Raw genomic sequence first — 12,157 nt, forward strand, 5'->3', positions numbered from 1 at the left:
TCAAACCGCCTCGCGCGCCAGCGCACGCCGTGCGGCCGGCCGTTCGGCCTCGCGCTGCGCATGAGCGGTCCATGCCGGATGCCGCGTCATGTCGAGCCCGATCGCGACGCCCCAGCGATACAGCACGAGCAGGAACGGATCGACGATCGAATGCGCGCCCGGTTCGGCCCACGTGCGGCCGTCGGCGAGCGCGGCTTCGATCGATGCGTTCGCGGCATCGATCGTGCCGCGCCCGTGCGCGCTGATCGCGCCGTGCAGGGCCGGATCGTCGATGAAGCGGCCCGGCCGCCACAGCGCGCCGTAGCCGACGCCATGCACCCAGCCGACCAGCCAGGCGAGCCATTCGTGGCACCGCGCCTCGCGCAGCGGATCGCCGAGCGGCAGCAATTGCGCGTCCGGGTAGCGCCGCGCGAGATACGTGAGGATCGCCGGCGTTTCGGTCAGCACGCGCGGCTCGCCCGGAATCGCGAGCACCGGCACGCGCGCCTTCGCGTTGATCGCGAGGTAGCGCGCTTCGAAGTTCTGCCGCTCCTTCACCGAGACGATCTCGATGTCGAACGGCGCGCCGGTTTCCTCCAGCGCGATGTGGGCGGCGAGCGAGCAGGCGCCCGGCGAAAGATAGAGACGGTATGCGTTCATGGCGATGTGGCCCGACGGGGCTGTGGAAGACGGAACCGAGTGTAGGAACGCCTGCCGATGCGCGGCAAACGATGAATTGTCGTGCTCGGACATTAGTGTTACTAATACCCGCATGCGACGCATCCACCTCCCTCCGCTGCAGACGCTGCGCGCGTTCGAGACCGCCGTGCGGCTGCAGAGCTTCACGCGCGCGGCCGACGAGCTCGCGCTCACGCAGGGCGCGGTCAGCCAGCACATCCGCGCGCTCGAGGCGCAGCTCGGCTATCCGCTTTTCACGCGCGAACGCAACGGCGCGACGCCGACGCACGCCGCGCACGCCCTCGCGCTGCAGGTACGCCAGGGCCTGAGCGTGCTCGAACGCGCGTTCGAGCCGACGCTGGCGGTGCGCCGCCGCCCGCGCACCTGCGACGTGACGCTGAACGTGAGCGTGCTGCCGAGCGTCGCCGAGCGCTGGCTCGCGCCGCGCCTGCCGCGCTTCGCGGCCGCGCATCCGCACATCTCGATCTCGCTGCATCCGGACGTGGCGCTCGCGCCGCTGCGCAAGCGCGACCGCATCGACGTCGCGCTGCGCTACGGGCCCGGCACGTGGCCCGGCGTCGTCGCCGAGAAGCTGATGAACGAGACGATCTTTCCGGTCGCGAGCCCCGCCTACCGCAATCGTGACGGCGTCGTGCCGCGCACGCCGGCCGACCTCGTGCGCGCGACGCTGCTGCGCCATCCCGCGCAGCCGTGGGAACCGTGGTTCCAGGCCGCGCGGCTCGACCTCACCGAATCCGCGCGCGCACCGCGCTTCACCGATGCGAACGCGCTGATCGATGCGGCGCGGCAAGGCCGCGGCGTCGCGCTCGCGCGCCGCTCGCTGATCGAGCCCGAACTCGCGGACGGCACGCTCGTGCGCGTGTCGACGGTACGCATCACCGACGTGTACGCGCACTACGTCGTGTGGCGCCCCGGCCATCCCCGCGAAGCGGCGATCCGCACCTGGCTCGACTGGCTGCGCAGCGAAGTGCGGCGCAGGACGCCGCGGCGCTGACGCCGACGCCGACGCTCATGCGCGCATCGGCATCGCCACCTTGTCGAGCGTGATCGGCAGATCGCGCACCCGCACGCCGGTCGCGTGATAGACCGCATTGGCGATCGCGGCCGGCACGCCGGTGATGCCGATCTCGCCGATGCCGCGAATACCGAGCGGATTGAAATGCGTGTCGCTTTCGTCGACGAAACTCACGTCGAGCTCGCCGATGTCCGCGTTCACGGGGACATGATATTCAGCGAGATTCGCGTTCGTGAAGCGGCCGTGCCGCACGTCCAGATGCGAGCCCTCCTCGAGCGCGGTGCCGAACCCCCACACCATCCCGCCGATCAACTGGCTGCGCGCCGTCTTCGCGTTGAGCAGCCTGCCGACGCTGTAGACACCGACGATACGCGGAACGCGAAGCGTGCCGAGCTCGGCATCGACGTGCACTTCGGCAAACACCGCGCCGAACGAATGGGACGCATAGCGCGACTTCTCGTCGCCCGGCTTCGTCGTCGCCTGCGCGTCGATCGGCCGGCCGCCCGCGCGCGCGATCACCGCCGCGGCCGGATCGCGCCGCGACGGGTCGCCGCGATGCACGACCCAGCCGTCGTCGACCGTCACGTCGTCGGCCGCGGCGCCGTGCAGCGGCGAGCCCGGATCGGCGATCGCCAGCGCAATCAGTTGGGCGCGCGCCTGTAACGCGGCCTCGCGCACGGCCGGCGCCACGCTCGCCGCCGACTGCGAGCCGCCCGATACCGGCGCGCGCGGCAGGCTGGAATCGCCGAGCGCGAAGCGCACGTTCTGCGGCGCGAAACCGAGCGCGTCGGCCGCGACCTGCGTCATCACCGTGTAGGTTCCGGTGCCGATGTCCTGCGTGCCCGACGCGACTTCGGCCGTGCCGTCCGGCAAGATGCGCGCACGCGCCGACGCTTCGCTGCGGTTCGCCGGATACGTGGCGGCCGCCATCCCGAGGCCGATCAGCGTGTCGCCGTCGCGCATCGTGCGCGGCGCGCCGGTGCGGCGCGACCAGCCGAAGCGCCGTGCGCCGGCCTCGTAGCACTCGCGCAGCTTGTTGCTCGACCACGGCTTGCCGTCCTGCGGATCGACCTCCGCGTAATTCGCGAGCCGCAGCGCGACCGGGTCCATTCCGAGCCGCCACGCGAGCTCGTCCATCGCCGATTCCAGCGCGAACGAGCCGGACGCCTCGCCGGGTGCGCGCATGAACGTCGGCGTGCCGACGTTCAGCGACACGATCCGGTGCGTGGTCGCGTGGTTCGGCACCGCGTACATGATCCGCGCGGGCATCCCGCACATTTCCGTCCAGTCCTCGAACGTCGACGTCGTGACGATCGAGTCGTGACGCATCGCCGTCAACGTCCCGTCCTGGCGTGCGGCCAGCACGACGCGCTGTTCGGTGAGCGGCCGGCCGCCGACCGGGCCGAACATCTGCGGCCGCGTCAGCGCAAGGCGAACCGGGCGCCCCACCTGCTTCGCGGCCATCGCGCACAACGACACGTGCGACCACGACGAACCCTTGCAGCCGAAGCCGCCGCCGAGGAACGGCGAAATCACGCGCACCTGTTCCGGCGCGAGGCCGAACACGGCGGCCACCGCGGTGCTCGCGCCCGACACGCCCTGCGTCGCATCGTGCAGCGTGAGCGTCGGGCCGTCCCAGTGCGCCATCGTCGCGTGCGGCTCGATCGGGTTGTGGTGCTGCATCGGCGTCGTATAGGTGGCGTCGATGCGCACCGCACCTTCGCGCAGGCCGGCCTCGACGTCGCCGCGCTGCGTGTCCATCGGGCGCCCCTGCTGCTTCGGCGGCACGCGCGCGCCGCGCTTCGCCTGCGCGAAATCGAGCGCGGCATCGGTCGCGCGATAGCGCACCCGCACGGCATTCGCGGCGTCGGTCGCCTGCTCGAGCGTTTCGGCGACGACGACCGCGACGGGCTCGTTGCTGTAGCGCACCGTGTCGTCCTGCAGCAACGTGAGCCGGCGCCCGGCGGGCGGCGACAGCGGCGGCCGGCCGCCGTTGGGCAGCCGCATCGCGTTCTCGTGCGTGATCACCATCAGCACGCCCGGCATCGCGCGCGCGCGTGCCGCATCGATCGATTCGATGCGTCCGGCCGCGATCGTGCTCGTCACGAGCACCGCGTGCGCGAGCCGCGCATCGGGAAACTCGGCCGCGTAGTGCGCGCCGCCCGTCACCTTGAGTACGCCGTCGACACGGTCGAGCGGCTGTCCCGTCAGCGTGTTCATGCGGCACCTCCCGTCGCCGAAGCCGCCATTTTCACTGCGCGCACGATCGAGCGCTGCGCGAGCGCGACCTTGAATCCATTGCCGTCGAGCGGCCGCGCATCGCGCAACGCAAGCGCGGCCGCCTCGCGCAGCGTCGCGTCGGTCGGTGCGCGGCCCGCGAGATGCGCTTCCGCCTCCATCGCACGCAACGGCTTGTGCGCGACGCCGCCGAGCGCGATCCGCGCGTCGGCGACGCGCGGGCCGTCCATCCGCAGGGCCGCCGCGACCGACACCAGCGCGAACGCATAGCTCGCGCGATCCCGCACTTTCAGATAGTGCGCATGGTCGGCGAAGCGCGGCGGCGGCAAGTCCACCGCGGTGATCAGTTCGCCCGGTTCGAGCGTCGTATCGAGATCGGGCCGATCGCCCGGCAACCGGTGAAACGAGGTGATCGGAATCTGCCGTGCGCCGCGCGGGCCGCTCACCTGCACGACGGCGTCGAGCGCGGCGAGCGCGACGCTCATGTCCGACGGGTTCACCGCCACGCACTGCGGACTCGCGCCGAGGATCGCGTGCATCCGGTTATGGCCGCCGATCGCCGCGCAGCCGCTGCCCGGCGCGCGCTTGTTGCACTGCGCGAACGCGGAATCGTAGAAATACGGACAGCGCGTGCGTTGCATCAGGTTGCCGCCGACGGTCGCCATGTTGCGCAATTGCGCGGACGCGCCGGCAAGCAGCGCCTGCGACAGCAGCGGATAGTCGGCGCGGATGCGCGGATGATCGGCCGCATCGCTGTTGCGCACGAGCGCACCGATGCGCACACCGCCGCCGGGTAGCGCATCGACCGTATCGAGGCCCGCGATGCGCGTGATGTCGATGAGCGTGACGGGCCGCGCGACGCCGCCCTTCATCAGGTCCAGCAGGTTCGTGCCGCCACCGATGAATGCCGCGCCGGGCCGTTGCGCCGCGCGCACGGCGCCGGCGACGTCGGTCGCGCGTTCGTAGGAAATCGCTTCCATTGCGCTGCCCTCCGTCGGCTAGCCGTGCGCCGCATGCGCGGCGCGCACGGCGGCGACGATGTTCGGGTACGCGCCGCAGCGGCACAGGTTGCCGCTCATGCGCTCGCGGATCTCGTCGTCCGACAGTTGCGCGGGACCGCGCCGCACGTCGTCGGTGGCGGCGCTCCCGGCGCCCGCCGCGAACTCGTCGAGCAGCGCGGTCGCCGAGCAGAGCTGGCCGGACGTGCAGTAGCCGCACTGGAACGCATCGTATTCGACGAACGCGCGCTGCACCGGGCTCAGCACGCCGCCGCGCGCCAGCCCTTCGACGGTCGTGATCCGCTCGCCTTCGTGCATCACCGCGAGCGTCAGGCATGCGTTGATGCGCCGCCCGTCGACGAGCACCGTGCACGCGCCGCACTGCCCGCGATCGCAGCCTTTTTTCGTGCCCGTGAGCCCGGCGTATTCGCGCAGTGCGTCGAGCAGCGTGACGCGCGGCTCGAGCTGCAGCGTGTACGCCCGCCCGTTGATGTCGAGATGCACGGGCCGCGCCGGCACCGTATCGCGGCGGGGCGCGGCCGGTGCGGATGCCGCGTGCGGCGGCTGCGGATGAACGTGCGAGGCGGCGCCGACGGTCGCCGCCGCTGCCGCGGATTGCAGGAAGCGCCGCCGCGCGGCGCTGGACGGCGTATCGTGCGGCAACGGCGGCGCCGTCGAATGGCCGGGCCCGAGCGGCGACGGGGCGGCGTCGCGCGCCGGTTCGGCGGGCGGAAAATCGGGTCGATCGCTGGACATGGCTTCTGCTCGCTCCATGGTTGAGGGACGCAGATGTGCCGCCCGTGCCCGGATGGCAGCGCGGGCGGCATGCGCAGCGGCAAAGAGCAATTCCGGTGCCGCGAACCCGCGGAGAGCCGCGCCCATGCGCGGTGCCGGCGCCGGTCCGCGACGCACACGCGCGATAGTCAGGCCGTGGCGCGAGTGACCCCACCTCCCTGACGCCACGCTGGCGCGCGGCTGGCCATTCGCTGACGAAGCGGCAATAACGCCCGGTTTTTGGGCGTGATCGGCCACCCATCGGTCACAAGTTGCCAGGCGCATGTGCGGTACCGCGCACGGCGCCCGCGTCACCGTGGCCGGGTCGCGGCGACGCGCGCCGTGTAAATGCGCGCAGCATCCGCCGCTGCTGGAAAATTCCGCCACGCGTGCCGGCGGATCGCCGCGAAGGCATTCGGTCAGCCTGACGACACCATGTCGCGATCGCGCCCCGATCGCGAACGATTCACCGAAACGTCGCATCGCGGCGGCATACTCGAAAACGTTTCCCGATCAGCCTGCCAGGAGAGAAGTCATGCGTCGCGTTTCCGTCGCCGTCGTTCTGTGTGCCGCCGTTTTCGTCGCCGCGTGCAGCGACGACGCACCGCACGACGCCAACGCCAACGCGACCGACACCGCGCCGCAGGCCGGCGCATCGGGCAGCGCCGCCAGCGCGTTCAACAGCGACACGACCGCGAACGCCGCCGTATCCGATGCCGCGCCGCTCGCACCGCCCGTCGTGCACTACCCGCCCGATGACGACGACGACGCGAAGCCCGCCACGAACGCGGCCGCGTCGAGCGCCGCCGCGTCGTCGCCGGGCTGATCCCGCCGCCGCGTGATATGAGTCGGTACCGCTCGGGGAGAGCGGTGGGCGCGTGCGTCGCGCCACCACCGGCATGACGTGACGGTCGGCGGCGACGCGAACGGTACGGTGTCGCGCCGCTTCGCGAGCCACGTCGGGCACGGCCGGCCGAGCGATTCGGACCCGGCCGCCGTCAGGGCCGCCTGCGCATCGCAAGCGCAACGGCCCGGCATGCGCCGCGCAGCCCGCCCGTCAGACCGCGTGCGCGAGCGCGCGCTCGACGAGCGCGACCTCGAAGCCGTCGTCCGCGTCGCGAAAGCGCAGCGGCGCCGCGCAATGAACCAGCGTGTCGATGAAGTATTTCGCGCGCGGCCACGGCCCGAAGCCGGCCGCCGTGTTGATGTGCCCGGCATCGCCGAGGTTCACGAACGCGCTGCCCAGGCGCTGCGCGAGCGTGCGCGCATCGGCGAGCGGCATCCACGGATCGGTCTCGCTGCCGATCACGATCGACGGCACCGCGAGCCGGCGCGCGTCGAACGGCCCGGCAAACGTGAATTTCCTCGGGCTGGCCGGCGCGACGAACAACACGCCCGCGACATCGCCCACATGCGGCCACTGCGCGAGCGCATGCGCGGCCGCGAGGCAGCCGAAGCTGTGCGCGGCGAGCACGAACGGGCCGCGCTCGCGATCGAGCAGCGCGCGCACCGATTGCGCCCAGCGCGCGAGATCGGGCGCGTCCCAGTCGTCCTGCTCGACGCGCAGCGAGCGCGGAAACTGCCGTTCGAGCCAGGTCTGCCAGTGAGCGCCTTCACTGCCGTGCAGGCCCGGAACGGTGACGAGCCGCGGCGGCCACGCCGATTTGCTGCATGCGCGCATGATTGCCCTCGCTTGCTTGAAGACGAGGTTCGATTGTGGCGTCGGGTACGCGGCGGCCGAACCAATATTTTGTGCTTTGCTTTTGCGCGGGGCGGTGACCGGCGGCGGCCCGGCGACGGCCCGGCGGCGGCGCAACGTGCCGCGAAACCGTAGAATGTGGGCTTCCCGTCAGCTTCACACGGAACCGGCCCGGCGCGTGACGCGCCGGCCGCCGTCAGGAGACGCCCGATGTCCGCTACGTCCGCCGGCGCGCCGCGCCCGGCTTCGCTCGCCATTCCCGTGACGCGCCTTTCCGGCGCGCGCGCCCTCACGCAATGAAGATCCTGTTCCATTCGCCGCATCAGGATGCCGGCGCATGGCGCGACGAGATCGCGCGTGCGCTGCCGGAAGCCGAACTGCGCGCATGGCAGCCGGGCGATACGGCCGCCGCCGACTACGCGCTCGTGTGGCGCGCGCCGCGCGAGTTCTTCGCGCCGCGCGACGGCCTGCGCGCGATCTTCAACCTCGGCGCGGGCGTCGATGCGCTGCTCGCGCTCGAGCGCGCCCATCCGGGTACGCTGCCCGCGCACGTGCCGTTGGTGCGACTCGAAGATTCCGGCATGGCGCAGCAGATGGTCGAATACGTGACGCACGCGGTGCTGCGCTACCTGCGCCGTTTCGACGAATACGACATGCAACAGCGCGAACGCCGCTGGCAGCCGCTCGAACCGCATGCGCGCGCGAGCTTCACCGTCGCGGTCCTCGGCCTCGGCGTGCTCGGCGCCGAGGTCGCTCGCGCGCTCGCGGCGCTCGGCCTGCCGGTGCGCGGCTACAGCCGCAGTGCGAAGCAGCTCGACGGCATCGCGACCTTCGCCGGCGACGGCGCGTTCGATGCGTGCATCGACGGCGCGAAGGTGCTCGTCAACCTGTTGCCGAGCACGCAGGACACCGACGGCATCCTGTCGGCGCGCGCGTTCGCGCGGCTCGCGCCCGGCGCGTACGTCGTCAACGTCGCGCGCGGCGCGCATCTCGTCGAAGCCGACCTGCTCGACGCGCTCGCGAGCGGCCAGGTCGCCGCAGCCACGCTCGACGTGTTCCAGCACGAACCGCTGCCGGACGACCATCCGTTCTGGCACGCGCCGCGCATCACGATCACGCCGCACAGCTCGGCCGAGACGCTGCGCGCGGAAGCCGTCGAACAGATCGCCGGCAAGATCCGCGCGTTCGAGCGCGGCGCGCCCGTCAGCGGCATCGTCGACTACGCGCGCGGCTACTGAATTCCGCCCTACAAAGAAACCAGGAGACAACCATGACGTTCCCCACCGCCGTCAAGATCGTCGAAGTCGGCCCGCGCGACGGGCTGCAGAACGAGAAGACCTTCGTGCCGACCGACGTGAAGATCGCGCTCGTCGATCGGCTGTCGCGCGCCGGCTTCCGCAACGTCGAGGCCGCGTCGTTCGTGTCGCCGAAATGGGTGCCGCAGATGGCCGACGGCGCAGACGTGATGGCCGGCATCGAGCGCCGCGCGGGCACCGTGTACTCGGTGCTCACGCCGAATCTGAAGGGCTTCGAGCATGCGCTCGCCGCACGCGCGGACGAAGTCGTGATCTTCGGCGCGGCGAGCGAGGCGTTCTCGCAGCGGAACATCAACTGCAGCATCGCCGAGAGCATCGCGCGCTTCGAGCCCGTCGCGAAGGCCGCGAAGGACGCGGGCCTGCGCCTGCGCGGCAGCGTGTCGTGCACGCTCGGCTGCCCGTACCAGGGCGAGGTGCCGGTCGCGTCGGTCGTCGACGTCGTCGAGCGCTTCGCGGCGCTCGGCTGCGACGAGATCGACATCGCCGACACGATCGGCGTCGGCACGCCGAAGCGCACGCGCGAAGTGCTCGCGGCCGTCACGCGCGTGTTCCCGCGCGAGCGCCTGTCGGGCCACTTCCACGACACCTACGGCCAGGCGCTCGCGAACATCTACGCGGCGCTGTTCGAAGGGATCGAGATCTTTCACGCGTCGGTCGCGGGCCTCGGCGGCTGCCCGTACGCGAAGGGCGCGACCGGCAACGTCGCGACCGAGGACGTGCTGTACCTGATGCAGGGCCTCGGCATCGATACCGGCATCGATCTCGCGCAGGTCGTCGCCGCCGGCGATTTCATCTCGAACGCGATCGGCCGCGCAAACGTGTCGCGCGCCGGTCGCGCACTGCTGGCCAAGGCGCAGAGCGCGGCCGACGCCGCGAACTGCGTCTGATCGCGGTCTTCCACGGATCCTCAACATGACGACACCCGCTTCATTCGATTCTCTCCCCGATTCCGCGCGACGCGTCGCGCTGCTGCTGCGCGAGCGCGGCCACGAGAAAGGCATCGTGATGCTGGCCGAAACCGGCAAGACGTCGGCCGAGGCCGCGGCCGGGCTCGGCTGCTCGGTCGCGCAGATCGCGAAGTCGATCCTGTTTCGCCGGCAGGCCGACGGCGCGCCCGTGCTGGTCGTCGCGAGCGGCGTCAATCGCGTGGACGAAAAGAAGGTCGCCGCGCAGGTGGGGCCGGTCGGCCGGGCGGACGCGAAGTTCGTGCGCGACCACACCGGCTATGCGATCGGCGGCGTCTGCCCGATCGGCCATCTGGTCGAACCCGTCACGCTGATCGACGCCGACCTACTCGCGCTCGACAGCCTGTGGGCCGCCGCCGGCCATCCGCATGCGGTGTTCAACCTGTCGCCGCACGAACTCGTGTCGCTGACGGGCGCGCCGATCGCGGACGTCGCGTTGCGGGAGCCCGCATGAGCGACGTGACGATGCCGGTCGCCACGGTCGCGTCGCCGTGCACCGACGTCTGCCGGATCGATCCGCGCACCGACTGGTGCGCGGGCTGCCTGCGCACGCGCGGCGAGATCAAGGGATGGCGTACGTCGGACGACGATGCGAGGCGCGCGCTGCTCGCGCGGCTGGACGCGCGTCGGCGCCTGATCGCGGGAAGCGAAACATAAAAAAAAAGCCGTTCAGCCTCAGGGGCGAACGGCATCGAGATCGGAATCCTGTGAACGTGATCAACGTCACAGCCCGCATCATACGAGCGACGCGGCCGCATCGCATCGGGTGTTTCCCTACAACTTCTTACAGCGCTTTCACGGCTGCGCGCGACGCCCGCGTGATGCCGTTTCGCGCGCAATCCGCGTTCCCGACACGCGCGTTCGACCGGGTGAGGCGCGAGCGCGCCGCCGCGCCGAATCGTACGACCGTTTCAGTTGCCGATCGCCGCGCGACGCGCGGGCACGATGCGCCAGCCGAGGTTCACGCCGGCCGCCGCGAGCAGGATCAGCAACGCGCCGAACACCTGCGTCCATGCGAGCGTCTGCCCGAACGCGACGCGATCGACGACGATCGCGACGACCGGATAGACGAACGACAGCGCGCCCGTCATCGCGGTCGGCAGCTTCTGGATCGCGCCGTACAGCAGCACGTACATCAGCCCCGTGTTGACGACGCCGAGCACGATCAGGTCGAGCCATTGTCCGGCCGTCGCCGGCAGCGTGCCAAAGTGCGCGAACGGCGCGAGCAGCAGGATGCCGAGGCCGGCCTGCAGCAACGCGAGCAGATGCGGCGGCGTGCCTTTCAGGTGCTTCGTGACGATCGACGAGATCGCATACAGGAACGCCGCACCGAGCGACAGCGCGACGCCTTCCAGATATTCGCCGGGCACCGCGAGCACCGCCGGCTCGACGCGCACCACGAACACGAGCCCGGCGAACGCGAGCGCGAGCCATGCAACCGTCGACGCGGTGATCCGCTCGCGGAACACGATCGCGCCGAGCGCGACGAGCATGAACGGCTGGGTGTTGTAGACGGCGGTTGCCATCGAGATCGACGCGCGCGAATAGGCGGCGAACAACAGCAGCCAGTTCGCGACGATCGCGACGCTGCCGAGCGTCGCGAGCGCGAGCATCCGCGGCGAGAACAGCGAGCGGCGCAGGAAGCCGAACGCCGCGCAGACGATCGCGAGCGTCGCCGCGCCGAACAGGCAGCGGAAGAACACGACATTGGTCAGCGGCTGCCGCGACGACATCACGAGCCAGCCGATCGTGCCGGACATCAGCATCGCGACGATCATCTCGGCGGCGCCGCGGCGCATTTCATTCGAGGCCATCATGAACTCCGTTGAAGAGAGTGGATGACTTCGATTCTAGAAACTTGCTTTCGCCGGAACCACGGCTAAACTGAAGTGAATCAGCCGATTCACCTTCGAAAGCAAAGCGATCATGCCGAAACGCCTTTCCCCACCCGCCGTCGCGTCGCTCGACGCGACCGACCGCGCGATCCTCGCCGCGCTGGCCGACGACGCACGCCTCGCGACCAGCGAACTCGCGCGGCAGATCGGGCTGTCGGCGCCCGCGACCGCCGACCGCGTGCGGCGGCTCGAGGCGCAAGGCGTGATTGCCGCGTTCACCGTCGAGCTCGACCCGCGCGCGCTCGGCTATACGCTGCAGGCGATCGTCCGCGTGAAGCCGCTGCCGGGCCAGTTGCACCTGGTCGAGGAGTTGCTGCGGCGGATTCCCGAATTCGTCGAATGCGACAAGGTCACCGGCGACGACTGCTTCATCTGCCGGCTCTACCTGCGGACGATCGAGCACCTCGACGACATCCTGTCGAAGGTGACGGAGCGCGCGGAGACGAGCACCGCGATCGTGAAATCGACGCCCGTGCCGCGGCGCCTGCCGCCGCTCGTCGAAGACGACCACGCGCACCGCTGAGCCGCGGGCGGCCCACGTCGCCTGGCCGCACACGGCGCGCATCACCGAACCGCGGG

The 12,157-nt window shown here is 70.9% G+C and carries 13 protein-coding genes; 7 read left to right on the top strand and 6 right to left on the bottom strand.

Annotation, left to right across the window (positions count from 1 at the left end):
- Complete coding sequence (locus CFB46_RS02890; RefSeq protein ID WP_027785600.1) at window positions 1-639, bottom strand: glutathione S-transferase family protein; 639 nt, start codon at window positions 637-639, stop codon at window positions 1-3.
- Window positions 640-751: 112 nt separating this feature from the next.
- On the opposite strand from CFB46_RS02890, the gene CFB46_RS02895 reads away from it, so the two are divergent.
- Window positions 752-1,672 (top strand): LysR substrate-binding domain-containing protein, encoded by a 921-nt coding sequence (locus tag CFB46_RS02895; RefSeq protein ID WP_027785601.1) that lies wholly within the window; start codon window positions 752-754, stop codon window positions 1,670-1,672.
- Between the two features lie 15 nt (window positions 1,673-1,687).
- Here CFB46_RS02895 and CFB46_RS02900 read toward each other — a convergent pair whose 3' ends face one another.
- The 3 genes from CFB46_RS02900 to CFB46_RS02910 are packed head-to-tail and all read right to left on the bottom strand — an operon-like array spanning window position 1,688 to window position 5,685.
- Window positions 1,688-3,913 carry a xanthine dehydrogenase family protein molybdopterin-binding subunit gene (locus CFB46_RS02900; RefSeq protein WP_027785602.1) on the bottom strand — a complete coding sequence of 742 codons (2,226 nt, stop codon included), beginning with the start codon at window positions 3,911-3,913 and terminating at the stop codon, window positions 1,688-1,690.
- Window positions 3,910-4,911, bottom strand: coding sequence for an FAD binding domain-containing protein (locus CFB46_RS02905; RefSeq protein WP_027785603.1), 1,002 nt, complete (start codon window positions 4,909-4,911; stop codon window positions 3,910-3,912). The genes CFB46_RS02900 and CFB46_RS02905 overlap by 4 nt, the downstream gene beginning before the upstream one ends.
- 18 nt (window positions 4,912-4,929) lie before the next feature.
- Window positions 4,930-5,685 carry a (2Fe-2S)-binding protein gene (locus tag CFB46_RS02910; RefSeq protein ID WP_089499239.1) on the bottom strand — a complete coding sequence of 252 codons (756 nt, stop codon included), beginning with the start codon at window positions 5,683-5,685 and terminating at the stop codon, window positions 4,930-4,932.
- A 553-nt stretch (window positions 5,686-6,238) separates the two neighbouring features.
- On the opposite strand from CFB46_RS02910, the gene CFB46_RS02920 reads away from it, so the two are divergent.
- Window positions 6,239-6,529: a hypothetical protein gene (locus CFB46_RS02920; protein ID WP_027785605.1), complete on the top strand. Its 291-nt coding sequence runs from the start codon at window positions 6,239-6,241 to the stop codon at window positions 6,527-6,529.
- Between the two features lie 231 nt (window positions 6,530-6,760).
- Here the strand turns inward: CFB46_RS02920 and CFB46_RS02925 are convergent, their stop codons facing one another.
- Window positions 6,761-7,384 (bottom strand): RBBP9/YdeN family alpha/beta hydrolase, encoded by a 624-nt coding sequence (locus CFB46_RS02925; RefSeq protein WP_027785606.1) that lies wholly within the window; start codon window positions 7,382-7,384, stop codon window positions 6,761-6,763.
- A 314-nt stretch (window positions 7,385-7,698) separates the two neighbouring features.
- Between CFB46_RS02925 and CFB46_RS02930 the strand changes: the two genes are divergently transcribed.
- The 4 genes from CFB46_RS02930 to CFB46_RS02945 are packed head-to-tail and all read left to right on the top strand — an operon-like array spanning window position 7,699 to window position 10,340.
- Window positions 7,699-8,640 (top strand): 2-hydroxyacid dehydrogenase, encoded by a 942-nt coding sequence (locus CFB46_RS02930; RefSeq protein ID WP_027785607.1) that lies wholly within the window; start codon window positions 7,699-7,701, stop codon window positions 8,638-8,640.
- A gap of 32 nt (window positions 8,641-8,672) precedes the next feature.
- Window positions 8,673-9,605, top strand: a complete 933-nt coding sequence (locus tag CFB46_RS02935) for a hydroxymethylglutaryl-CoA lyase (RefSeq protein WP_027785608.1) — start codon at window positions 8,673-8,675, stop codon at window positions 9,603-9,605.
- A 25-nt stretch (window positions 9,606-9,630) separates the two neighbouring features.
- Window positions 9,631-10,137 (top strand): YbaK/EbsC family protein, encoded by a 507-nt coding sequence (locus CFB46_RS02940; protein ID WP_027785609.1) that lies wholly within the window; start codon window positions 9,631-9,633, stop codon window positions 10,135-10,137.
- Window positions 10,134-10,340 (top strand): DUF1289 domain-containing protein, encoded by a 207-nt coding sequence (locus CFB46_RS02945; RefSeq protein WP_006488644.1) that lies wholly within the window; start codon window positions 10,134-10,136, stop codon window positions 10,338-10,340. The genes CFB46_RS02940 and CFB46_RS02945 overlap by 4 nt, the downstream gene beginning before the upstream one ends.
- A 254-nt stretch (window positions 10,341-10,594) precedes the next feature.
- Here the strand turns inward: CFB46_RS02945 and CFB46_RS02950 are convergent, their stop codons facing one another.
- Window positions 10,595-11,497, bottom strand: a complete 903-nt coding sequence (locus tag CFB46_RS02950) for a DMT family transporter (protein WP_089499328.1) — start codon at window positions 11,495-11,497, stop codon at window positions 10,595-10,597.
- 112 nt (window positions 11,498-11,609) lie between these two features.
- Here CFB46_RS02950 and CFB46_RS02955 point away from each other — a divergent pair, with 112 nt between their 5' ends.
- On the top strand, window positions 11,610-12,101 hold the full coding sequence (locus CFB46_RS02955) for an Lrp/AsnC family transcriptional regulator (protein ID WP_027785611.1): 492 nt from the start codon (window positions 11,610-11,612) through the stop codon (window positions 12,099-12,101).
- Window positions 12,102-12,157: the final 56 nt, after the last annotated feature.

The organism is Burkholderia sp. HI2761, from assembly GCF_002223355.1.
In the GTDB taxonomy this organism is placed as follows: Bacteria; Pseudomonadota; Gammaproteobacteria; order Burkholderiales; family Burkholderiaceae; genus Burkholderia.

What these genes read in the sequence shown, in the direction of transcription:
- CFB46_RS02945 (WP_006488644.1), top strand. Translation starts at nt 10,134, where the DNA reads ATGAGCGACGTGACGATGCCGGTCGCCACGGTCGCGTCGCCGTGCACC.
- CFB46_RS02900 (WP_027785602.1), bottom strand. Translation starts at nt 3,913, where the DNA reads ATGAACACGCTGACGGGACAGCCGCTCGACCGTGTCGACGGCGTACTC.
- CFB46_RS02925 (WP_027785606.1), bottom strand. Translation starts at nt 7,384, where the DNA reads ATGCGCGCATGCAGCAAATCGGCGTGGCCGCCGCGGCTCGTCACCGTT.
- CFB46_RS02910 (WP_089499239.1), bottom strand. Translation starts at nt 5,685, where the DNA reads ATGTCCAGCGATCGACCCGATTTTCCGCCCGCCGAACCGGCGCGCGAC.
- CFB46_RS02920 (WP_027785605.1), top strand. Translation starts at nt 6,239, where the DNA reads ATGCGTCGCGTTTCCGTCGCCGTCGTTCTGTGTGCCGCCGTTTTCGTC.
- CFB46_RS02955 (WP_027785611.1), top strand. Translation starts at nt 11,610, where the DNA reads ATGCCGAAACGCCTTTCCCCACCCGCCGTCGCGTCGCTCGACGCGACC.
- CFB46_RS02950 (WP_089499328.1), bottom strand. Translation starts at nt 11,497, where the DNA reads ATGGCCTCGAATGAAATGCGCCGCGGCGCCGCCGAGATGATCGTCGCG.
- CFB46_RS02935 (WP_027785608.1), top strand. Translation starts at nt 8,673, where the DNA reads ATGACGTTCCCCACCGCCGTCAAGATCGTCGAAGTCGGCCCGCGCGAC.
- CFB46_RS02905 (WP_027785603.1), bottom strand. Translation starts at nt 4,911, where the DNA reads ATGGAAGCGATTTCCTACGAACGCGCGACCGACGTCGCCGGCGCCGTG.
- CFB46_RS02940 (WP_027785609.1), top strand. Translation starts at nt 9,631, where the DNA reads ATGACGACACCCGCTTCATTCGATTCTCTCCCCGATTCCGCGCGACGC.
- CFB46_RS02930 (WP_027785607.1), top strand. Translation starts at nt 7,699, where the DNA reads ATGAAGATCCTGTTCCATTCGCCGCATCAGGATGCCGGCGCATGGCGC.
- CFB46_RS02895 (WP_027785601.1), top strand. Translation starts at nt 752, where the DNA reads ATGCGACGCATCCACCTCCCTCCGCTGCAGACGCTGCGCGCGTTCGAG.
- CFB46_RS02890 (WP_027785600.1), bottom strand. Translation starts at nt 639, where the DNA reads ATGAACGCATACCGTCTCTATCTTTCGCCGGGCGCCTGCTCGCTCGCC.